Genomic DNA, 21,819 nt, shown 5'->3' on the forward strand with positions numbered 1-21,819 from the left:
TAATCAGACAAACTGTTACCAGATATAAATAAGTGGTGACAGTTTGTCTGATTCCGGCTCCGCCCGACCTTTCCGGGCACAACTCCAAACCATGTTCCGCCAGCACGGCGGCCAGCTTCGCCTGAGCGAGGCGCTGGCCCAGGGCTTTAGTCGGTACCAGTTCTATCAGCTCCGGGACGAGGGGCTGATTGAGCCGGTCAGCCGCGGTCTGTACCGGCTGGCGGATCTTCCGCCGATTGAAAATCCCGATTTGGTCGCCGCCGTCACTCGTTTTCCCCATGCTGTACTCTGTCTGATCTCAGCGTTGGACTGGCACGGCATCACCACGCAGGTCCCCCATCAGGTGTATCTGGCGGTGGAGCGGGGTGCCCGTTTGCCGGTTCTGGATTATCCGCCGGTGGCCGGGTACCGGCTCTCCGGGCGGGCATTCAGTGCAGGCATTGAGCATGTGGATGTGGATGGAATTACCCTGAACGTCTACAACCCGGAGAAAACCCTTGCGGACTGCTTCAAGTTCCGGAACCGCATCGGCATGGATGTGGTGCTGGAGGCGCTGGAGCTTTATCGCACCCGTAAAACCTTCCTTCCGGGCAAACTGATGGAATACGCCAGAATCTGCCGGGTCGCTAATGTGATGGCGCCCTATGTGGAAGCCAGGCTGTGAATGGAATCAGTCGATCACCGGAATAACCAAAGTGAAAGGAGATCACGATGGCCAAAAACACCACCGCGTCTGTTCGCCAGAAACTGCTGAAGTAAGTCCCGGGAAGAAAAACGCCCCTTTCAGGAGCTGTTGCAGTATTACGCCATGGAGCGGGATATTGAGTTGAACTCGGTGACTGCTCTCTACGAAGCCTGCAAGCCGGAGATTTTCCAACAGCACGATAATCAGCGCATTGCGGCTAGTGGCCGGAAATGGGTAGCTTAACTTTAGTTCCTTGGGCACGGCTCAGATACCAGAAGGCTATGTCATTGGAAGTGCGAAACTCGATGGGTTGTTGGTCGAAAGAAGCGCAACCCGAGATCAGGTTGATCAAAAAAATCCCGCAAGCCATGAACGCTTTCATAAAACACTCTTAACCGGCAAGCTGATGGACTACGCCAGAATATGCCGGGTCGATTAATTCGAAATCTTTGCGCCATTAATGCGTATCGACGCTGAGCTTTCAGTTGGACCCTGGAAGGTAATGAGAGACTGGGCTTGGTTGTCGGGTACGATAAATACGGTTCTAAAATCTCCCTGAACTACTCCAAATACCTGTGCTTCAGGAATCTTCTCTATCCAAACTGGTTTGCTAGAGCCCTGATCGGCGCTTTCAAAGAGAGTCATTGATGTGTCGAGTGCTGAATCCGAGCTTACGGTGCTAGGAATCTCATCGGATTTAACGAAACCTATGATTCGATTGTTTCTCAGAAAAAGAAGTTCACCATCCCTCGCCTTAACAGAGGAGAACATCTCATTTGGCACCTCTATAGATAATTCGCTATATGGTTGAATGATCAGTGAAAAATGGGATGCACAGCCCGAGAGCAAAAGTACAAACGCTAAAGCTAGACCTATCCTTGGCATGGTGGGAGTCTCATCTCAATGTCGTTTCGATAGAGGATCTGAATTGACCAGAACGGACATTCCGACACAGCCAGCTTACCCTCACTTCGTTCTGCAGAAAAGGTTTCCCTGCCTCTCGAATCAGGCGTAAAGCCCATTTTGTGATCCTTCGCGTTGGCCGGAGCAGGTCCTGCGGAGAAGGAACTGCATCAACCCACCTACTGCAATCAACCGTTTCCACGAGCATATGGGCGATAGCGCGCACAGTCTCTTCGGTTACGCTGCTCTCAGTAAAACCCGAAGCAACAGATTGGCCGAAGAACGCCTTCATGATGGCTCTGATTTTATCAATGTCTTCGGCTGACAATTGACTATCCATATTTTCATCCTTGAAAAGCGAAAGGGCCCCACGCAGGAGCCCTTGTTAGGTGATTACCCCTCGATCGGCGAGCGCCAGTCGTCAGCACCGGAAGTACCGGCAACAGCATGCTCCCAGGTTATCTTGCGGTAGGACAGGGAAGCGGTTACCAGCTGGGTAAAGTCGGCGCTGGCAGCGTCCTGGCAGTGCGGCATATTGCAGTTGATGTCGATGATAGTGGCATCTTCCAGGATGGTGGAGAAGAAGTGCTCCTGCTTGCCTTCAACAGAGGTGCGGTACCACTTCAGCTCAACCTTCGGCAGCATTTCACCGGAAGCCAGGGCGTTGTACATCAGCGGTGTTGCCTTGTTCAGTGCAGAGGTGAACTTGAACGGCTTGTGAACGCGCTGGCCTGAAGGCTGGCCGGACTGGGGGTCAGTCGGAACCGTTACAACGTGGCTGAATTCCTGGACAAGCACTTCGTCTTCGTGGCCTTCAACGTAGATGTTGCCTACGGAATCGGACGTGAATGCGCCGGCGGTGATGTTCCCCTGGGTCTGGCCTTCGATGCTGATATAACAAGGAGTTGGCATAGTCTGCTCCATGACGATTGAATGAATAAGTGTCCCCGGGTTTTCCCTGGACACCTACTCATTATCAAAGGTCGTGCCATAAATAAAAAATCTATAAATAACAATGGTTAAGAGGTTTCTGGAGAGTAATTGCGGGGTCAGCCAGGCAATCCGTTGCTGGCTTTGGGGCGAGATCTTGCTGGTCGGGCAAACTATTGCTCAGCGCAGACGGAATCTTACCGGCAGGGCGTAGGTGAACGTTTCGCCTTTCATGGAGTCCGGCACTCTGGGTAGAGGTTCTGCATCCTCAAGCATGTCGAGAGCGGCATAGTCCAGCAGTGAGTGGTCCGAGGACTTGCGCAGGAAATACTGCACCAGCTCGCCATCGCGGTTGAATTCGAACACCAGAACCGGCGAGCCTTCCTGTCCCAGGCGGCGGGCACGGCGCGGGTATTCATAGAACTGGCTCAGGTGCCGGCTCAGCTTGGTAAGGTAGCTGTCCACATCGGAGGAGGCGCCGGCCGTGAGCTCAACCTGCTGGTTGGGGTTTTCTTCCTCGGCGGTATTCTCCGTGGGCGCTTCTGGACTGTTATCACTTTCCGTTGTGTTGACTTCAGCCACCTGCTCCACTATTTCAGGCTCAGGCTCAGGCTCAGGCTCAGGCTCAGGCTCAGGCTCAGGCTCAGGCTCAGGCTCAGGCTCAGGCTCAGGCTCGGGTTCGGGTTCAGGTTCAGGTTCAGGTTCCGGCTCAGGTTCAGGTTCAGGTTCAGGTTCCGGTTCCGGCTCTGGAGGCTGCTCCTGAACCTTTGGTTCGGGGGCGGCGGTTTCCTTCGGTTTTCTGGCCCCGGCCAGGGATATCCGCAATGCCGGGGCGGAATTGACCGCCGAGTCTCCAAGTGGCTTCAGTTCGGGCACACGCTCAGGCGCCGCGATCACGAGGGCGACGGCGGTAATGGCAATGGCGATGATCAGTAGCAGGCCGCGGACGGTTTTACTGGCACCCATCAGTTGGCGGGCTCCGTCAACAGGATGACTTCCTCGTAGCCGATGTCCTCAAGCACTCCGAGCAGGGTTTCCAGGTTGTCCATGGCGATGTTCTGTTCGGCAGCAATTTTCAGGGGGGATTCTCTGTCCGGTGCCGGCAGTACATCGGGGAGACCTTTGGAGGCGACGGTTTGGCCGCCCACCTGCCACTCCCCGTCTGCCGTAACTATGAGGTCGGCATGGGGCTGTTCGCTGGCTGCCTGGTTGCCGGTGCCGGGAAGGTCCGGTAACGGCGTATCCGACAGCTGGCCCGCCACGATAAAAAACATCAGCAACAGAAATACCAGGTTGATGAGCGGCAGGAGGGCATCTTCCAGGCGCTCCATCAGGGACTTCCCGGATGTGACCGGGGGCGGAACCAGATCGCTCATGGTTGCTCCGCGGGCTGTTTTGAGCGTTTCCAGTGGGTAGTGATGCCGCTGTCCGAGAGCTGGCTGAAGGCGGTGGTGAAATCGGTCAGGCGCGTGTTGGGCGCGGTGGCCAGGTTGATTTCGTCGATACCTCGGGCCTTGAGCTGGCCCGCCAGCGCCCCGATGGCGTAGGTGTGGCCCTTCCAGCTTGCTTTACCATCCCGTTCAACCGTGACTTCCGGCAGCGGTTGCCCGGTAATGGGGCTGGTATTGCCGGTGGTGTTACTCAGCTCCATAAAACTCACGGGCAGCAGGCGGCTGGTGAGCATGAAGAACACCAGCAGGATAAAAACCACGTCAATCAGCGGTGTAATGCGGATGGGAACCGGGCGTCCCGGTCTTGGTTCAACCAGTTGCATTGGCCAGGCGGCCCCGATGTTCTGTTCCGGAGTAATCGGCAAATGGACGCGGTGCTTTTGCAGATTCTGCGTCAGGCGTTGTGTCGTCTGCTGTTTCGTGGTCTGACAATGCGGCTTCCGGCACCGATAGCACGGTGACAAGGGCACTGTTTATGGTTTTCTGGATCCGCCGGAGCCGGAATTCGATCCAGGCTGCCAGGGCGGCAAATGGAATAGCAATCACAAGACCCGCCGCGGTGGTGGTCAGGGCTTCGTAGATGCCCCCACTCAACTGGGACGCGTTCGCCCGGCCTTCGGTCGCCGCCATGGCACTGAAGGCTTCCATCATACCCATGACGGTGCCCAGAAGACCCAGTAACGGTGCTAGCGCGGCTATGACTTCAATGATTTTCAGCGGCGCCTCGAAAGGCTCCAGAGCGTCATGGGCATCCTTGGCCACGGACTCCCGTATCTGCTGGGCATCCGTCCCGTTCAGGCGGGCGCTCATGGTATTGACTACCAGATGGTGCAGTGGGTTCAGGCGTGTGTAACGGCCGGCGCTGCGCTGGAGCTGGCCGGGGACCTCGCGTCCGGGCTTCTGTTGCCAGAATTTAATCGCGTTTTTAAGTTTGGCAGTAAATCTGGGCGCAAAAAAAGCCCCGTACAACATGAGGTAAACAAAGGTGACGATGCCTGCGACTGCAATCGCCAGCAGCACCATCATTACCGGACCGCCCATTTCCACCAGCTGGCTGACCGGGCCGGTACTGATTCCGGTGGCGTCAGTGAACAGGGGATCTGACATCTGGAAACCTCGAACAGTAAAGTAGATCTAAATAGTAACGATTATCATTGAATTTGCAAGTCCTGTAACCTCTTAAATCCGGGGTGTCTGTTAAACTGTCCATGGTTGGTCCATTTCAGGAATCGGTGTTTTGCCTTGTGAGTCACACTGCTGGTATTTCCTCAAGAACGTCGGTGCGCTTCGTTAACTGCTTCCGGCGTTCGGGAGCCCTGCCACTGTGTTAATGAAGCGTTGGTTTGCCAGCCTGGTTAACCGGGCTGTTGCCTTTGTGATTCTCGCTATCGTACTGGCGGCACTGGCCGTGGCTCTGGTGAGTTCCATGGTTGCCCGGTCCGAACTTGAGGCCCAGGCCAGGGAGCAGGTTGAGACCATCGCGGATCTGGTTGCCGGGGAGCTGGACGCCCGCCTGTCGCAAAGGCGGGATACCCTTGCCCATGTGGCTGAGGGTTTTGCCATGGAAGAAAACGTGTTGACGTCCCGGGCCCGTGTACTGATCAGGCGCGAAATAGCGCTCCAGCACCTGTTTGACGGGGTCTACCTGTTCGACACGGAAGGAACGGTGATTGCGGAACATCCGCAGCAGTACCAACAGACCGGGCTGAACGTCAGTGAACGGGAGTATTTCCAGCAGACCTCCAACCAGCTCACGCCGGTTATCAGCGAACCCTACGTGTCCAACTACAAGGACCGGCCGGCCATTATGATTACCGCTCCCATTTTCGATCATCGTCAGCGGTTTATCGGGGTTCTCGGCGGCGCAGTCATGCTTACCGGGGACAATTTCATGGAAGAAATCAGCACGGTACGCATCGGCAGGACCGGCTACGTCGGCATCGCTACACGAAGCGGTATCACCCTTGCTCACGGTCGCACCGGTGAGACCATGACGCCACTGAGGCTTGAGAATCCGGTCCTGCGTGATGCCATGTCCGGTTTTGAGGGCACCCTGAGCGCCACTAACCAGGAAGGCACCAATACCATTATGTCAGTGCGGCAGATGTCCCAGGCACCCTGGTTCGTGGCCGCTGTGTGGCCTGCAGACGAAGCCTATGCCCCGGTCAGCCGGCTGACGGACAGTTTCGTGCAGCTGCTGCTGATTGTGATTCTGGTGACGGCGCCACTGGCTCTGCTGGTTTTCCGGCGTTTGATGAAGCCGTTACGCAATCTTGGTTTCCAGATCAGTGAGCGTCATCTGGGCATCCGCACCGAACCGGTGGATGTGGCCGGTGGTTCGGAAATCCGCCAGGTGGCAGAAACCTTCAATACGGTCATGGAAGAGCGGGATGAGGTGATGGCATCGTTGGCTGAGCGCGAGGCTTTCTTCCGTTCTCTTACCCAGAGTGCACCGATCGGTATTATCCAGACCGATGTACTGGGGCGGATTGAATTTGTTAACCCGGCTTTTGAGCAGATTGTCGGTACCGACTCCAATGATCTTCTACACACGCCCCTGCTCGAAGGGGTTTATGAGGAGGACCGTGTCAGCGCCGTAGGCGACTGGAACAGGGCGCTGAGAGAAAACACCGTTTTCCTGGGCCGGTTCCGCCTGAAAACCCGCAAGGATCAGCAACAACTGGTCTGGGCGGACGTAATGACGGCGGTCATTGGTACTGACGAGCGCACCCTGGGGACAATCACCGTGGTTCGCGATATAACCCACGAGCTGGAGATCGAGGCGGAACTGGCCGAGGAACAGGAGCGTGCCGACAGTATTCTTGGTGTCCTCAAGGAGGGCGTGTTAATGCTGGATAACGGTGGGTTTATCCGTTATGCCAACGAGGCTGCCTGTGGTTTCCTGGGGCTTCCTCATGGGTGCGAACAGGCCAATTTCTTTGAGCGGGTCTCGATAGAAAATGAAAACCGCCGTTGGGAGTTGGACGATTTCCTCCGCAGTGCCGATGTGGACAGTCTTTATGCCACCATGAAAAACAGCCGGGGCCGCGCCTTTGATGTGGACCTGGCCATGCTTCACCTTCGCAGGGGCAGTGATCATCACCGGCTGGTGCTGGTGATCAGGGATGACAGCCAGCGCCGCCGTGAAGAAGAGCGGCTGTCCTGGGAAGCTACCCACGATAGCCTCACGGGGCTTCTCAATCGACGTGCTTTCAATTCATCCCTGGTGAAATGCCTGGGCGATGCTGACAAGAAGACAGTTGCCAGCGTGCTGATGCTGATTGATCTGGATTACTTCAAGCCGGTCAATGATGAAGGGGGACACCTGATGGGAGATGATCTGCTGGGGCGTATCTCCGATCTGCTCAAGGCGTCCGTGCGACAGTCCGACACGGTAGCACGCCTTGGGGGTGATGAATTCGGCATCATTCTGCCTGCATGCGGTCTGGACCGGGCCGTCGAACTGGCGGAAACCATTCGTCGGGGGATTGAAGGAATCCGCATCGAGCAGGACGGAAAGACCTTTGGTGTCACCGCCAGTCTTGGTCTTACGGAAATGTCCGGGGCCGACTCTGGCCCGCGTGAGGTGATGGCCAGGGCTGATGAAGGCACATATGCCGCCAAGGCCCAGGGCCGCAATCAGGTGGTTACGGTCCCCCTGCCTCCCGAGGGCCGGCTTGTCTGAGGTGACCCTACCACCAGCCTGCAGAGCCTCCGGCCTGCCAGAGCAGGCGCAGGGCCAGCAGTGTCAGCAGGACATTGAATGCGCGGCTGAAGTAGCGGTTACTCATGGTTCTGAGCACGCGAAGCCCCAGCCAGGTGCCAGCAAAACCGCAGGCGACCATTGCCAGGATAAACAGCACCCAGTCCCGGAACATAAAACCCGCAACCCCGAAAACCAGGGCTTTTGGGGCATGCTGAAGGGTCATGGCCGTGGCAAAAGTGGCCACTGTGGTGAAGCGGTCTGTGTGCATCTGTTTGATGAATGATGCCACCAAAGGCCCCGTCGCGCCCACAAACAGAGTGATAAAGCTGGTGAGGGCGGAGGCGAGAAAAATCCCGGTGGTGCCGAACACCGAGCGGGGCAATGCGGGGCCCCAGCACAGGTAAAGTACAAACAGTCCGATTGTCAGTTGCCACAGGTAGGCAGGCAGGTCCACCAGTATCCATGCCCCCAGCCCTGCTCCCAGAATCACGCCAGGTGCGAAGGCCGCAATGGATTTCCAGTCAGTATGACGCCAGGTCAGTGTTGCCCGCCCTGCATTGGAGCCCAGCTGGATCATGCCATGCACCGGAATAATCGTAGCTGGCGGAATCCAGAACGCCATCAGTACCAACAACAACACGCCACCCCCTGCACCCAGGCTGGCGGTAATCATGGACGTTATGATCGAACACAACAGCAGGAAGCCTGCGCTTGCGGCAGTCAGGCCTTCCGGAATCAGGGCGAACTCCACCGCGGGCTCCCGGCTCTATTCACAGAATGACGTATCGCGAAGGCGTGCGGTTTTGCACAGTGCTTCCGTGGCGAGTTGAACGTCTGCAACATAGTACAGTGACGCCAGGCCCAACCGGTCACGCCCGAGGTTATGAAACACCATACCAAAAGCGATATCGCCTGCGCTGAAATTCTCGTGCTTATCAGCGAAGTAGGCAGCGGGTCTGGACAGGGTTTCATCATCCAGCAGGGCACTTACCCGGCCCGCCCCACCGTGGTAGGCCTGGACCAGCAGTAGAGTAAACAGCTGATCACGTTTGTCTTCGGGCAGGTGGCCAAAGCGTGTGTCAAACGGTTCCTGCAGGTTGCGGGCATTCTGGTCCATCAGTCTGAGGGCGCAGTCGATCTGGGCCAGCCGGTGCCAGTGATTGGCCGGTTTGATCTGGCAGTCGTTGAGTGCCGAGGGTGACAACTGCAGTATACCCTTGGCGTTGGCCACGGAATGCGCCCGTTGCTGGCCACTGCTTTCGATCAGTACCTGCCCGGCAAGGTACTTTGTCAATGTTGCCGGCAGATTGTTTCGTTGCTGTCGCTGGCGTGTTTCATAGACGTACATCAGGGCATCGTGGAGGGGCCCGGGATTATCCTGTGTAGCGAACGTCAGATCGTCCCAGGCGCCCCATATCAGCTCCGTGGGCAGGGTCCCCAGGTAACGGGCCACGGCTTCGTCAATGTTGACGTGAGGCTGGTCACAGGCCAGTGCGAAGGGATAGCCGGTTCTGCCAGGGCCGCCGGCTGCCCAGCTATCCGCGCGGCCGCTGGCAGCCAGGGAACGCCTGGTGTCATTGAGGCGTTTCTGGGTCGCCTCGCGGCTGTTTCCATCGTCAATATAGCCAAGGAACTGACCGCGCATATCGAAGAGAATATGCCGGTCGGTGTCAGAGCAGTACCCGGACTCCTTCAGAACCCAGCGCCGGATGGTAATGATGTTCTGATATACCCCCTGGCTCATCCAGTAAGGCGAGCTGCGGACGATGCTGGTCCAGTTACCCACGGGTTCTGGCGCTTGTTCGCCGGCGCACAGAATTGGTGCAATAATGGTCATGACCATGAAAGCGACAGCAAGTGAGCGACGCCTGGGAATCGGTTTCATAGACGATGGTTCCCTCATTCTTCAGAATTCAGAATAACAAACGGAATCGATCATGAAGCAATCTGAATACCTCCGGTACGATGCGGTAGCGCTTGCCGACCTGATTCGCCGCAAAGAAGTGTCAGCCCGAGAAGTCTGTGAGGCTGCCGTTGAGCGGGCAGCCGCTGTGAACGGCAGGCTGAACGCCATCTGTTATCCCCAGTTCTCTGAGGCGCTGGACCAGTCCTATCCATCGGATGGTACCTTTTCCGGCGTCCCTATGCTGCTTAAAGATCTTGCCCAGGAGCAACAGGGGCATCCCTGTACATTTGGCAGTCGTGGGCTGAAAAACAACATTGCGCCGCAGGATTCGGAGTATGTTCGGCAAGCCCGCGCAGGCGGGCTGGTATTTCTTGGCCGCACGGCAACACCGGAGTTTGGTCTCAAGGCAGTGACTGAATCGCAACTGTGGGGTGCATCCCGTAACCCCTGGAACACTGAACTTACGCCTGGTGGCTCCAGTGGTGGCTCAGGGGCTGCAGTCGCAGCGGGGATTGTGCCAATGGCGGGCGCCAATGATGGCGGCGGATCCATACGTATTCCGGCGGCCTATAACGGACTGTTCGGGCTGAAACCCTCTCGTGGACGGATTTCATCGGGCCCCTTTGTCGGAGAGGCCTGGACAGGCGCCTCAACCGACCATGTGGTGACGCGCACCGTCCGCGACAGCGCCGCCATGCTTGACGTTCTGTCCGGTCCCGCCACAGGCGATCCATTCAATATCGCACCGCCGCCAGCGCCCTATGCGGAGCTGATGCAGCAGGCACCGCGTCGCCTCAGAATCGGTGTGTTTACATCCTCCCCCTATGATACCGATGTAGCGAGGGAGTGCGTGGATGCCGTTGAAGACACTGCACGGGTGCTGGAGACACTGGGTCACGAGGTGGAGTACGCCCGCCCTGAGTTCGATGGCATGGCGCTGGCCCGTTGTTACCTGGGCCTTTATTTTGGTGAGGTATCGACCCTGATGGACAAGGCAAAGGCCGAGTTTGGTGCCCGGGATGAGGATTTTGAGCTCGATACCCGACTGCTTGCCATGTTGGGCCGGACCATGCCGCTGCCGGAATATGTTCGTCGGCGGCAACAGTGGAATGACTTCGCCCGGGCACTCGGGGCATTTTTCCAGGGTTACGATATGTATCTGTGCCCTACTGCGGGGCAGTTGCCAGCAAAGATCGGTGAGCTGGACACACCGGGCCACCTTCAGCTGGCGGCTCGCCTGATGCTGATGCTCAAGGCCGGTAAACTGGTGCACCGCAGTGGTCAGGTGGACCAGATGGCGCTGGAGAGCCTGGCCCGTACCCCCTTTACGCAACTGGCCAACCTGACCGGAACGCCGGCCATGTCGGTACCCATGTACTGGACAGCTTCCGGGCTGCCGGTGGGGGTGCAGTTCGGGGCGCCCCATGGTGACGAAGCCACCCTGTTGCAATTGGCGGCGCAACTGGAAGACGCCAGCCCCTGGTTTGGCCGTTACGAGCTGCTGGAGGCCATGATCTGAAACTACGCTCCGAAACAAAAAATGACGTATTGTGATCCGTGATCACCGCATCCACGTTTATCTTTATGGCAGTAACAGGCTATGCTGTGAGTCAGGGAGAACCCTTTCTCCCTGAAAGACCCTGATGGCATCGAGGAGGCGAGCGTATTATGAACCAACCGATGGCAATCGACGAACTGGTGTCTGTAGCACAGGCTGAGGCCATGGGGGAGCTTGATGCCCCGATGATGGCCATTGTTCTGTCCAGTGAACAAAGCTACGACTTGCCCATTAACTCTCTTGAAACCGATGCCGACAAGGCCCGCTGGGGACTGATCCTCCGCGCCGCCCGCGAGCATGTGGAAGCCGACGCGGTGGCCGTGCTCTATCCGGCGTGGACCACCATTCGCAACAAGAAGCCGGCGAAAGCTGACGCAGGGTCAGAGTCAGCCCGCGCTATTGATGATAACGACGATGAGCCGGTACGGGGTGAAGACCCGGCCGAGCCAATTGACACACTGTTTGTGCAGCTGCATACCCGCGACCGGATATACTGGCGTGGTTTTGAACAGATCCGTGATCCCAAGCACCAGCGGATCATCGGTTTCCGCCGAATCAAGGCCCTTTCAACGGAATACGGCCGCGATGAGGCGCCTTCTGTAACGTCGTGGCTCAACACCCTGTTTGAGCCTCTGCCGGATGAAGGCCAGGAAACCGAGGTGGATATGGAACTGGCGGATCTGTTGGAGGAACCTGAAGTCAGCGCGGCATTGTATCCGCGCCAGCTCAGGGCCCTGCACTGACTGGAGGCCTGGCGAGGTCCCCGGCTATCGCGAGATACCGGTGACCTCGAACCTCAGATCGCCAGTGTTCTTTCAGCAACCCAGTACAGGCTGATTGCACCAACCGCGATCAACATCACCGGCACGGCAGCCCTGCCGTAATGTCTCGTTTTGCCCCACAGATAGAACAGTGGGAACAGGACGACCAGCAGTCCCAGTTGTCCCAGCTCCACACCAATGTTGAATCCGGCAAGGGCAGTGACGGTTTGCGATACGCCGCTGGTAAGGTCACCAAGAACGCTGGCAAAGCCGAAACCATGTATCAGCCCGAAACCGAAGGCCAGCTTCCAGGTCTTTTCCCCCAGTATTGGCCACTTCACGTTAATCGCGGCCACTGCAATGGATAGCGCAATAACGGCCTCCACCCAGGCAATGGGCAGTCGAACGATTTCAAGTGCGGCCAGGACCAGGGTAATCGAGTGAGCCACGGTAAAGGCGGTTACGATACCGGCCAGCTCCGTTAGCCGCCGTTTGAACCCGGCCTGTTCCGTGTCGGTTTGCTTTCGCAGCGTGGCCGGCAGCATCAGAACCAGCAGAAAAAGAATGTGGTCGAGGCCAATCAACAGGTGGATGATCCCCTCATTAACGAAGGTCCCGAACAGGGCCAGGTTGCCTGGCGCTGCTTCCGCCGTCAGCGAAAACATCCTTCTGTCCGGGCCTAGCACCCCGACGGCACTGATTTCGCCGGTTTCCAGACTGACCAGGCCGCGGTGCAGCGGGTCCTGGGCGAACAGAAGATTGTACTCCAGTTTTTCAGGCGCACTGCCGTCGGGACAGTCTATGTGATAGCTGGCCGCAGCGTAGGGTCCGTCGCTGTGACTGGCCAGACCCCATTGTTGCCCCGTCATTCGACAAGCGCCACTGGCATTGGACAGCGTTATTCCCTGTTCCGTCCATCGTGTTATCCGGTCGCGGTTCGCGCGGAGCTCCGAGCCACTGAGTTTCCGGTCGCCATTGCGATCCAGCGGTAGCACGAGGGCCAGGTCCCGTAACGCCACGTCAATGCGCAGAGCGGACTGGTCCTGATCCACGTAGATAAAACTGTCACTGGCTTTATGGGCCCAGGCAACGGCTGAAAACAGCAGCAACAACAGCGTGACCGGTAACGTAATCCTGGCAGCATGCCCTTTGTTTTTCATGATTCCGCCTCCGGATAGCGGGCGTCGGTCTGCCGGTGCTTATCAAGCCAGGATCTGACCTCCTGAGCCAACTGGTTGTCACCCGTGGCGAGGGCAGTACGGAGCAGCAGACGGGTATCCAGGGGTTCGCGCTGCGTACGCCAGTTGCCCCGGGCATACTCCAATGCTGTGCTGGTATCGTTCTCGATATCCAGGTAGAAGCGCGCCATGTCTCGCTGATGAAGAAGGTTGCCGCGCCAGCGCGCCTCCGCGAACCGTTCCCTCAGATTCTCTACCATGATGCTGGCATTCGGGTGACCGGAACGGACCATCGCGATGGCCCTCAGAACGGCGAGGGAATCCACTTTCTCATAGCCTTCGGTCAGGGACAGGGTGGTGTCGGTCTGGTTCTGACCAAGATGCCAGTCAGCCAGTTGGGCACGGGTATAGAGATCGTCGGGGCTCACACTGAGTACCGCTCGCCAGTGTTCGGCCGCTTCCGGCATGCCCAGTTGCGCTGCAATATCTCCCAGGGTGCCCTCAGCCCACAGCCTGTTGGTGATGTCGGCCTTGGCAGAGGAAGTCTGGCGCTTGAGTGCCTGGTAGGCTTTTCGGGGGCTGCCCGTACGGGCGCGTAACTGGGCGAGGCAACTGTCTGCAATCAGTCCGGGATAGCGTTGTTGCAGTTGCCTGCAGTGGGTCTCCGCGGCGTCATATCTGCCTTGTACGGTTTCCATGTTGGCAAGCAGCAGTATTGCCTGGGTTTTCTGTTGTGGGTCGCCGGTTCCGGTGATGACGGTGTCCAGATCGTTCCGGGCATTGTCAAAACGGTGGAGGCTCTGTTCCAGGGTGGCCCTTAGCACCAGGAGCCGGCCTGTCATATCTCCCTGCCACTGCTGGAATGCACCCTCGGCATAGCCAAGAAAACGCGGGTCCCCACTGCTTCTGGCACGGTCGATCTGGCGGCGAACCAGGCCTGCCAGCTGTTCTGGTGAATCCGGAGCTGCTGGAGCGGTAAGCGCCGGCTCCGGCAACTCTACAAGAATCTCGGTGTTGTCGAACTCTGTCTCGATAGGCCCCGGCGAAGCGGTTGCGGTGGCGCAAAAAACAGCCAGCCCCGCCAACATCTTCAGCAATAACAGCCCGGCACAAAAAGCCCTGCCCGACCGGGCAGGGAATGTGTACGCCGGCTTCAGGTGCGCTGAGAGCCGACGTTGGGTCTTATTGCATGAACAGATCGTCGAAAGCCTGTTCATTGTTCTGGTCATTGAAGCTGAACTCCTGATTGTTGATAAGGACCGCTTCACGGGTGTCATCCGTGTTTTCAATCTGTGTCTTCACGAAAGTCGTGAAATCCACAGCGGGGTCCGGCCTTGGCGCCCGGTTACTGCTGGAGTCGTTGGAACAGGCAGTCAGTGCCGCAGTCACCACAACCAGACATGCTGTTTTAAGTAGTAAACCCATCATGGCCTCCTGTTAGCTGTTGGGTGACCCTGCGATCGGGGTGGCCAGGTACGGGAAGGTTTCCCTGAGCTCCGTCGGATCCAGCTGGACGCCGTCTGTGTATTCAAGGTCACCGTCCGGTGCATCCGCGGGATCGGCCAACACGCCCATGGCAACGCGCAACGCGATGTCCACGGTGTCATCCACCGGGCGACGGCCGTTGGGGAAGCCTGCATTATCGCCGCCAAGCACACCCAGGTCGTTCTGACTGCCTGGTGCAGTGGTAGCAATCGCCGGGTTAAGGCGCAGCATCTCCGATGCTGTGACACCGTCGGGTCCATTCAGGTCCGGAACACCGGTCAGGAACGCGCTGACAAGGTCATTGCGTGGGAAGTTGTTGGGCGCCTCTACCGGGAAGAGTATTTCCAACAGTTCAGGCAGCGTGGGATGGGTAACATAAGTGGCAAATTGACCGTCGTCCCTGGGCTCACTGGCGTTGAACCGGTCCTTGTCTTTCAGCCCGATCACCACCTCATTGACAAGCGGCATACCGAGACGGGATACCTGGGTCCAGGCACCGCCTTCGACCGTGGCGCCCTTGCCGTTTGCGGTTGGTGCCGGGTTAAGTACCCGGGCCTGACGAACGCTGGCAGTGGTCCAGCCACCGATCACCGGGTCGCCCGAGGCCGTGGCTGCCGTGCCTGTGACACAGTCTGTGGGCACTTCCAGGGCGAATGAGGTCACGTTCTTGTCGGCGAGATCGCCCGGGCCTTCGCCATCACGGGGGCCAAGGGGGTTGGTGTTGACCAGGTCGAAGATTTCGCCGAGGTTAACAGCGAAGGCTTCCTTGCGCTGCCCGACAAATACCTGACCATTGGTACCGCAGCCGGGAATGGCAATGTCAAAGATATGCGTGTTGGCATAACTTTCGTAGTCCGCGAACGACTTGCCGCCTATATTGTCCAGCGGCTTGGCGAAGGTATCCGTGCCGGTGCTGGCGTTGGTTGCTGTCTGCACAGTGCCGGTGCGACGATCGCCCCGGATAACCTCTACTGTGTACTCCTGGCTGAACTGAACGTTATCACCGTTGCTGGCGTCGCCAATGTTCTTAAGCGGCACGGAAACCATTTCCTGCTCGCCGTCAGGCCCAACGGCCAGCTGTATGTCGTTCAGCGTGTCGGAGAACTGAAAACGGAAGGTGATGTCTTCCTGTGCATTGCCGCTGTTGTCGATGTGGATCTCGTAAGCCGCATCCTCGTCCAGATCGAAGTAGTTCGGCCCACCGTAGGCGTCCTGCAGCGGCAGGTAGTTGGCGATCAGGGTGACGAAGTCTTCACGTCCGGTTTCATAACTGCGGAACATATAGAAATCGGTACCGTCGACTTTTGGAACTTCTGTGATGAAGGGTGCTTCCCGGTGGCTGGAGGCATGCCCCAGACCAGTGGTCAGGCACAGGCCGGCTACAGCTAGTGCGAGGCCGGAGCGTTTAAAGAGTGTATTCATTCCGCTTTCCTCTTCTGTTGTGGGTGTTGCAGAGGAGGGAACGCAGAGGGCGCAGAGAAAGATGCACCCCTGATAAAAAAATTGCTGTTGTCGTATTCAGGGTGCATCGTTCCGGCAATACTGAACGTAAGGTGCGTATAGATCCTGAAAACAGACCATTGGAATTCGGATATGACGGCCATTGATACAGAACAGGATGAGCTCATGGGCCTGCTGGTTGCAGTTGCCCGTGAAGACCGGCAGGCATTCCAGCGACTTTATGAGAAAATCTCCGGCAGGATGTTCGGTCTTTGTCTGAAACTTGCAAATCAGCGAGACCTGGCGGAGGAGGCAGTGCAGGATGCTTTCGTGCAGATCTGGCACCATGCCGGTGAATACCACAATGACCGTGGAGCTCCCCTGAGCTGGATGCTGACGATTGCGCGATACCGTACTCTGGACCTGATGAGGGCCAGAAAGTCGAAGCAGACAGCGGGCGATAGCCACCTTGAACAGTTAGAAGACGGCCGCGAGGGACCGTTGGATGTATCCCTTCGCACCGCAGGGGCCGCACAGCTCACTGGCTGCCTCGAGGAGCTGTCCGAGGCCCAGCGGGACAGTATCCTGTTGTCTTATTACCGGGGCTTTACCCATGATGAGCTGTCTGAGGCATTGAGCTCCCCCATCGGGACTGTCAAAAGCTGGATTCGGCGCGGGTTGATGGCCTTGAAGAGGTGCCTGGAACGATGAAAAAAACACCGGAAAGAATAGAGGCACTGGCCGCCGAATATGTTCTGGGGTCCCTCCGCGGGGCGGCACGCCAGCGCTTTGAACGCTGGATGATGGAGTCGGTCCGGGTCCGTCAGGAGGTCTGGTTCTGGGAGGAAAAGCTGGGATATCTGGGGCAACAGATACAGGAAGAAGCACCCCCGGCGTCGGTGTGGTCTGGTATTGAGCAGCGACTCTGGCCCAGGCGCCAGGCAGCGTTGTCGGCCACAGCGGCCAATGATGGCGCCGGACGCTGGTTGTGGCCCGGATGGAGCCTGGTGGCAACAGCGGCCGCGCTGGTTCTGGCGGTCATCCTGTTGCAGCAGCCGGTGCCCATGGATGACGAGCGACTGTCTGGTGCCATTGTGCAGGCGGAGCTGACCGACCCGCTATGGCTGGTGAGTGAGTCCGCTTTTGAAAGGCGACTGAAGTTGCGTCCCGTTGCCGCAACGGCGGCCGAAAAGGGTAAGGACTACGAACTGTGGATCGTGCCGGAAGACGGCCAGCCAGTGTCGCTGGGAGTAATGCCCGTGGGGGATACCTATCAGGTGACCCTCGACGCCGAAACCCGGGAACTGCTGAGCAGCAGCAGAACCCTTGCCATCAGCCTGGAGCCGGTGGGCGGGTCACCAACCGGCGCACCTACGGGGCCGATTCTGCACGTGGCCAAGCTGTATGAGCTCTGATCCGCCCGTGGCGGGTCAGCTATTGGACAGCAACGTTATGCAAAGCTGGGCATTCTGGACGAAGTGACCAAACGCGCTAAGCTGGTCATCGGATGGCACGTAGTCGGCGGCGGCATTATCGGCATAGAACAGGCCCACAAGCCGCCCCTTTGCCTTTAGTGGGCCCACCAGTGCAGGCACATTGCCCAGCCAGCGATCATAGGGCACAGTTTCCATCCCTGATTTGGGCTGGTAGACGTAACAACTGGCGTGAGGCAGCAGTGCGCCCAGCGGGCCGGTACCGTCCTTGCGGATGGTGAAGTTCTCTTTCCAGCTTTCTGTGCCCTTGCCCCCGAGTTTTCGGGGGATCAGCTGCAGTCCGCTGCGGTCGCTCATCAGTAGCACGACCCGTTGCATGCCCACCGCCCGGTGTATGCCTTCGATCACCAGCTGACACACTTCGTTGATATCCGGTTTGTCAGTCAGGCTGTGGGTCAGGTCCCTGAGAATCTGCAATTGCAGGACAGGGTCTACTTCCGGAGCCTGGGCGGCGTCCTTCCCGGAGTCGCTCTGGCTGCCGGGCATCAGTGCGGTGACCTGGGGGATGCCCAGCGAAACCGCGACCCGGGCCGCTTCACCGGCGTTGATCTTGAGCTTATCCCTGACAACGGCGGGGTTTTCTCCGATGTCCTTGCCCAGCGCCTCCATCACGGCTTCCATGTCCTTGCCGCGCCAGCCGTTCTCGGACAGCTTTGCCATCTCAACGGTGTGTCGTACCAGGCTGGCCGCTTTCGAGTTGGCCTGACCCGGTGCCACCACCTCCTTGATGAACGGGCCCAGTGACCAGGCTTCCACCAGGCCCCGGGTAATTTCGGCAAACGTTGTGTGAAGCACCGCTTTCTGTGACTCTACCGGCGGCTCACCGGCGCGCAGTCTGGCTTCAAGTTCACTGGCCTGATCGGTCTCACAGGACCAGAATGCCAGTTCGCCGATATTCATCAACAGGGCACCGATGAAGACCTCTTCCAGAGCATGCTCGTTACGCTTGGGCAGCAGGCAGCGGGCCTGAACCGCAGCGTGAATGGCGCGGGCCAGGCACCGTAACAGGTGCGGACGGTCGTTACGTTTGAGCAGGGAATCGACAATCAGCGACGAGATGGCCATGGATTTCACGGCATCAAAACCGATCAGGGTGATTGCCCGGCTTACGGTACTGACCTGGGTACGGGTCTGGTTGTAGAACACGGTATTGGAAAGCCGCAGGACCTGGGACGTAAGCTGGGCATCATTGAGAATCACGTTGGCCAGTTCGTTGACAGTACTATTGCTGCTGTCGGTCAGCTCGTCGATTCTGCGGAGTGTATTTGCCAGTACCGGCAGCTCAATCTTGCTCAGGTAGGTGACCCATGCCTGGGTGGAGTTCATCCTTGAGGGCGGAGTCTCGTTTTTTGTGGTCAAAATATCGTGCGCCTTGGAAGGGGTATAAAAGGTTCCTTTGAAGGACGAGTTTAGTCCAGTAAGGCAGTCTGTGTCAGGTGGTGGATGGTGTAAGGGGATCTACCAAGGGCGCGGATTCGGGTTTGATCCCGGATTGGTTTATAATCGTCGGTTTTAACTCTGCGCCCACAAGGCGCGGACAAGGCGCTCACAAGGCAGAGCTGTGATTGTATTTGATGAGGTACAGAAGTCTTACCAGGTAGGCGGGCGGGCGATCCCCGCATTGCACCCCACCAGTATGACCATCGAAACCGGCGAGGTGTTTGGCATCGTCGGCCATTCCGGCGCGGGGAAATCCACCCTCGTGCGACTGATCAACCTGCTGGAACCGCCTACAGGCGGCCGTATCCTGATCGATGATGAAAACATCACCGGCTATAACGCCAGTGAGTTGCGCGCCTTTCGCCGCAAAGTGGGCATGATCTTCCAGCACTTCAACCTGCTATCCTCGAAAACCGTGGCGGACAATATCGCCTTTCCCATGAAGCTGGCCGGCATCTATTCCCGAACCGAAATCCGTGACCGGGTGGATGAACTGTTGCAGCGGGTCAGCCTCGTGGATCAGGCGAACAAGTACCCCTCACAGCTCTCGGGTGGCCAGAAACAGCGCGTGGGCATCGCCCGGGCCCTGGCCTGTCGCCCAACAATCCTGCTGTGCGACGAAGCTACCAGTGCCCTTGATCCGCAAACTACCCAGTCGGTGCTGAGGCTGCTGGCAGACATCAACCGCGAACTGGGCCTGACCATCGTACTGATCACCCATGAAATGGACGTGGTACGCCGAGTCTGCGACCGGGTAGCGGTCATGGATGCCGGCGAGGTGGTGGAAATGGGTGCGGTCAGTGACGTGTTCCTGCACCCCAAACACCCCACCACCAGGGACTTCGTCTTCGAAAGTGAGAATATTGACCGGGAAGAAATGCAACAGGATCTCCAGCACGCCAAAGGACGCATCCTGCGCCTGACGTTCCGCGGCGAGTCCACTTACACGCCCCTGCTGGGCAGCGTTGCGCGGGAATCGGGAGTGGATTTCAGCATCCTCTCCGGCCGCATTGATCACATCAAGGACACCCCCTATGGCCAGCTGACCCTGTCACTGGTAGGCGGAGATCTTGATACCGCCATGCAGGCGCTGGAAGCCGCGGATGTCCATGTGGAGGTACTGCGCTGATGGAAGCCCTGATGGAGAGTTTGTTCACCAACGTCGACTGGACCGAAATAGGCTGGGCCAGTTGGGACACCCTGGTGATGGTGGGCATGTCGCTGCTGTTCAGCGTGCTGATTGGTTTGCCGGTTGGCGTGCTGCTGTTCCTGTTCGGCAAGCGGCAGCTGCTGGAGCAGCCCATAGCCTATGCGGTGCTGTCGTTCGTGGTAAACGTGCTGCGCTCAGTGCCCTTTATTATCCTATTGATCGTGATGATACCGTTCACGGTGATGCTGATCGGTACATCTCTTGGTGTTGCCGGTGCAATTCCGCCCCTGGTCGCTGGCGGCGCTCCGTTCTTTGCCCGCCTGGTGGAGACCTCCCTGCGGGAAGTAGACCGGGGCATCATTGAAGCCACGCAGGCCATGGGGGCAAACGTAAAGCAGATCGTTTTTGGTGCCCTGCTGCCTGAGGCATTGCCAGGGATCATTGCAGGTATAACGGTTACCGCGATTACGCTGGTGTCCTATGCCGCCATGTCGGGCGTTGTCGGCGGTGGAGGCTTGGGCGATCTGGCCATCCGCTTCGGTTATCAACGATTCCAGACCGATGTAATGGTAATTACTGTCGCCTTGTTGGTAATTTTCGTGCAGCTTCTGCAAATGGCCGGTGATCGCCTTGTCTTATATTTCAGCCGCAGATAGCAACAGCTTGATATAGGCAGGGGGTGGGAGGCCGCTTCCGAAAACGTGGAGCGCCATGGATGGCGCGACCGAGCCCTACATGGACGTATTCACGGGCGTTTTTCGGAAGCGGCCTCCCACCTCCTGCCGTACTCCCAAGCCTGAAGACATTGTTTACGGAATCCAACAGGAGAAGACTTATGAAACTCAAGAAGACACTGGTAGCGCTGGCTGCCGTTGCAACATTCTCTTCCGCCGCGTTTGCGGAAAAACTTTCCGTGGCGGCAACGCCGGTACCCCATGCTGAAATCCTGGAGTTCGTTAAGCCGAAGCTGGCGGAACAGGGTGTCGAGTTGGATGTGAAGGTATTCACCGATTATGTTCAGCCGAACGTACAGGTGGACCAGAAGCGGATGGACGCCAATTTCTTCCAGCATCAGCCGTACCTGGACGAATTCAACGATGGCCGCGGTACCAATCTGGTGAGTGTTGTGGGGGTTCACGTCGAGCCTTTCGGCGCCTATTCCAGCAGGATCGACTCGCTGGAAGAGCTTGAAGATGGCGCTACCGTTGCCATTCCCAACGACCCAACCAACGGCGGCCGTGCCCTGTTGTTGCTGCAGAAAGCCGGCCTGATCACCCTGGAAGACGACAGCAAGATCACCGCAACACCCCGTGATATTGCTGACAACCCCAAGAATCTGGACTTCAAGGAACTGGAAGCCGCGACGCTGCCGCGCATCCTGAACCAGGTGGACCTGGCGCTGATCAACACCAACTACGCACTGGAAGCGGGCCTGAAGCCGACAGAGGATGCACTGGTAATTGAAGGTGCGGAGTCACCCTACGTGAACATCCTGGTGGCCCACGAGGATCGTGCTGATGAAGAGGCCATCCGTAAGCTGGCCGAAGCGCTGACCTCTGAGGACGTCAGGAACTTTATTGAAGAGAACTACGAAGGAGCCGTGGTTCCGGCGTTCTGAATCGAGGCGGAAACGAGTATGAAAAAAGCCGGGCATATGAGGCTGTGTGAAAACAGCCTCCGAAGCTGGCAAAATAGCCGCGACATGGCTCGCGGTTATTTTTTTATGAGACATC

Annotated in this window: 24 protein-coding genes; 10 read left to right on the forward strand and 14 right to left on the reverse strand. The window is 57.9% G+C overall.

Translation table 11 applies throughout. From position 1 onward, the window contains the following. Positions 1-43 precede the first annotated feature (43 nt). Positions 44-664: a type IV toxin-antitoxin system AbiEi family antitoxin domain-containing protein gene (locus QPM17_RS16940; protein WP_285392115.1), complete on the forward strand. Its 621-nt coding sequence runs from the start codon at positions 44-46 to the stop codon at positions 662-664. Positions 665-793: 129 nt separating this feature from the next. After that, entirely contained in the window at positions 794-928 is a 135-nt protein-coding gene (locus QPM17_RS16945; RefSeq protein ID WP_285392117.1) for a hypothetical protein, read from the forward strand. 192 nt (positions 929-1,120) lie between these two features. Here QPM17_RS16945 and QPM17_RS16950 read toward each other — a convergent pair whose 3' ends face one another. The 7 genes from QPM17_RS16950 to QPM17_RS16980 form a co-directional block, all read right to left on the reverse strand. Next, entirely contained in the window at positions 1,121-1,570 is a 450-nt protein-coding gene (locus QPM17_RS16950; RefSeq protein ID WP_285392118.1) for a hypothetical protein, read from the reverse strand. A gap of 10 nt (positions 1,571-1,580) precedes the next feature. Then, on the reverse strand, positions 1,581-1,928 hold the full coding sequence (locus QPM17_RS16955; protein WP_285392120.1) for a hypothetical protein: 348 nt from the start codon (positions 1,926-1,928) through the stop codon (positions 1,581-1,583). Between the two features lie 53 nt (positions 1,929-1,981). After that, a complete protein-coding gene (locus QPM17_RS16960) occupies positions 1,982-2,500 on the reverse strand; it encodes an Hcp family type VI secretion system effector (protein ID WP_285392122.1) in 519 nt (172 codons plus the stop codon). A 198-nt stretch (positions 2,501-2,698) separates the two neighbouring features. Further along, positions 2,699-3,484 carry an energy transducer TonB gene (locus QPM17_RS16965; protein ID WP_285392124.1) on the reverse strand — a complete coding sequence of 262 codons (786 nt, stop codon included), beginning with the start codon at positions 3,482-3,484 and terminating at the stop codon, positions 2,699-2,701. Continuing rightward, positions 3,484-3,894, reverse strand: a complete 411-nt coding sequence (locus tag QPM17_RS16970; protein ID WP_285392125.1) for an ExbD/TolR family protein — start codon at positions 3,892-3,894, stop codon at positions 3,484-3,486. Before QPM17_RS16970 ends, QPM17_RS16965 begins: the two co-directional genes overlap by 1 nt. After that, a complete protein-coding gene (locus tag QPM17_RS16975; RefSeq protein ID WP_285392127.1) occupies positions 3,891-4,292 on the reverse strand; it encodes an ExbD/TolR family protein in 402 nt (133 codons plus the stop codon). The genes QPM17_RS16970 and QPM17_RS16975 overlap by 4 nt, the downstream gene beginning before the upstream one ends. Then, on the reverse strand, positions 4,279-5,076 hold the full coding sequence (locus tag QPM17_RS16980; protein WP_285392128.1) for a MotA/TolQ/ExbB proton channel family protein: 798 nt from the start codon (positions 5,074-5,076) through the stop codon (positions 4,279-4,281). Before QPM17_RS16980 ends, QPM17_RS16975 begins: the two co-directional genes overlap by 14 nt. Before the next feature lie 223 nt (positions 5,077-5,299). Between QPM17_RS16980 and QPM17_RS16985 the strand changes: the two genes are divergently transcribed. Beyond that, positions 5,300-7,654 (forward strand): sensor domain-containing diguanylate cyclase, encoded by a 2,355-nt coding sequence (locus QPM17_RS16985; protein WP_285392173.1) that lies wholly within the window; start codon positions 5,300-5,302, stop codon positions 7,652-7,654. A 7-nt stretch (positions 7,655-7,661) separates the two neighbouring features. Here the strand turns inward: QPM17_RS16985 and QPM17_RS16990 are convergent, their stop codons facing one another. Both QPM17_RS16990 and QPM17_RS16995 read right to left on the reverse strand, forming a co-directional pair. Beyond that, positions 7,662-8,426: a sulfite exporter TauE/SafE family protein gene (locus QPM17_RS16990; RefSeq protein WP_285392130.1), complete on the reverse strand. Its 765-nt coding sequence runs from the start codon at positions 8,424-8,426 to the stop codon at positions 7,662-7,664. A gap of 15 nt (positions 8,427-8,441) precedes the next feature. Beyond that, the gene (locus QPM17_RS16995; protein WP_340367026.1) at positions 8,442-9,560 is read right to left on the reverse strand and encodes a hypothetical protein; all 1,119 of its coding nucleotides are present in this window, start codon (positions 9,558-9,560) and stop codon (positions 8,442-8,444) included. 52 nt (positions 9,561-9,612) lie between these two features. Here QPM17_RS16995 and QPM17_RS17000 point away from each other — a divergent pair, with 52 nt between their 5' ends. Both QPM17_RS17000 and QPM17_RS17005 read left to right on the forward strand, forming a co-directional pair. Continuing rightward, positions 9,613-11,100, forward strand: coding sequence for an amidase (locus QPM17_RS17000; protein ID WP_285392132.1), 1,488 nt, complete (start codon positions 9,613-9,615; stop codon positions 11,098-11,100). Between the two features lie 149 nt (positions 11,101-11,249). Continuing rightward, positions 11,250-11,882, forward strand: coding sequence for a hypothetical protein (locus tag QPM17_RS17005; RefSeq protein WP_285392134.1), 633 nt, complete (start codon positions 11,250-11,252; stop codon positions 11,880-11,882). A gap of 53 nt (positions 11,883-11,935) precedes the next feature. On the opposite strand, the gene QPM17_RS17010 is transcribed toward QPM17_RS17005, so the two are convergent. From QPM17_RS17010 to QPM17_RS17025, 4 genes are all read right to left on the reverse strand, one after another. Then, positions 11,936-13,060 carry a HupE/UreJ family protein gene (locus QPM17_RS17010; protein WP_285392136.1) on the reverse strand — a complete coding sequence of 375 codons (1,125 nt, stop codon included), beginning with the start codon at positions 13,058-13,060 and terminating at the stop codon, positions 11,936-11,938. Continuing rightward, positions 13,057-14,166 (reverse strand): tetratricopeptide repeat protein, encoded by a 1,110-nt coding sequence (locus QPM17_RS17015; protein WP_285392176.1) that lies wholly within the window; start codon positions 14,164-14,166, stop codon positions 13,057-13,059. The genes QPM17_RS17010 and QPM17_RS17015 overlap by 4 nt, the downstream gene beginning before the upstream one ends. A 94-nt stretch (positions 14,167-14,260) precedes the next feature. Beyond that, a complete protein-coding gene (locus tag QPM17_RS17020; protein ID WP_285392138.1) occupies positions 14,261-14,503 on the reverse strand; it encodes a hypothetical protein in 243 nt (80 codons plus the stop codon). A 12-nt stretch (positions 14,504-14,515) separates the two neighbouring features. Next, positions 14,516-15,985 (reverse strand): DUF4331 domain-containing protein, encoded by a 1,470-nt coding sequence (locus QPM17_RS17025; protein WP_285392140.1) that lies wholly within the window; start codon positions 15,983-15,985, stop codon positions 14,516-14,518. Positions 15,986-16,156: 171 nt separating this feature from the next. Here QPM17_RS17025 and QPM17_RS17030 point away from each other — a divergent pair, with 171 nt between their 5' ends. Together QPM17_RS17030 and QPM17_RS17035 are read left to right on the forward strand one after the other, a co-directional pair. Next, positions 16,157-16,714: a sigma-70 family RNA polymerase sigma factor gene (locus QPM17_RS17030; protein WP_285392141.1), complete on the forward strand. Its 558-nt coding sequence runs from the start codon at positions 16,157-16,159 to the stop codon at positions 16,712-16,714. After that, positions 16,711-17,418 (forward strand): anti-sigma factor, encoded by a 708-nt coding sequence (locus QPM17_RS17035; RefSeq protein ID WP_285392143.1) that lies wholly within the window; start codon positions 16,711-16,713, stop codon positions 17,416-17,418. The genes QPM17_RS17030 and QPM17_RS17035 overlap by 4 nt, the downstream gene beginning before the upstream one ends. Before the next feature lie 15 nt (positions 17,419-17,433). Here QPM17_RS17035 and QPM17_RS17040 read toward each other — a convergent pair whose 3' ends face one another. Then, positions 17,434-18,855, reverse strand: coding sequence for an HDOD domain-containing protein (locus QPM17_RS17040; RefSeq protein ID WP_285392145.1), 1,422 nt, complete (start codon positions 18,853-18,855; stop codon positions 17,434-17,436). A 202-nt stretch (positions 18,856-19,057) separates the two neighbouring features. Between QPM17_RS17040 and QPM17_RS17045 the strand changes: the two genes are divergently transcribed. The 3 genes from QPM17_RS17045 to QPM17_RS17055 all read left to right on the forward strand — a co-directional run bounded on the left by QPM17_RS17045 (position 19,058) and on the right by QPM17_RS17055 (position 21,704). After that, entirely contained in the window at positions 19,058-20,065 is a 1,008-nt protein-coding gene (locus tag QPM17_RS17045) for a methionine ABC transporter ATP-binding protein (RefSeq protein ID WP_285392147.1), read from the forward strand. Beyond that, on the forward strand, positions 20,065-20,742 hold the full coding sequence (locus QPM17_RS17050) for a methionine ABC transporter permease (protein ID WP_285392149.1): 678 nt from the start codon (positions 20,065-20,067) through the stop codon (positions 20,740-20,742). The genes QPM17_RS17045 and QPM17_RS17050 overlap by 1 nt, the downstream gene beginning before the upstream one ends. Before the next feature lie 179 nt (positions 20,743-20,921). After that, complete coding sequence (locus QPM17_RS17055; RefSeq protein WP_285392151.1) at positions 20,922-21,704, forward strand: MetQ/NlpA family ABC transporter substrate-binding protein; 783 nt, start codon at positions 20,922-20,924, stop codon at positions 21,702-21,704. Positions 21,705-21,819 lie beyond the last annotated feature (115 nt).

It is taken from the genome of Marinobacter azerbaijanicus (genome assembly GCF_030250645.1).
GTDB lineage: Bacteria > Pseudomonadota > Gammaproteobacteria > Pseudomonadales > Oleiphilaceae > Marinobacter > Marinobacter azerbaijanicus.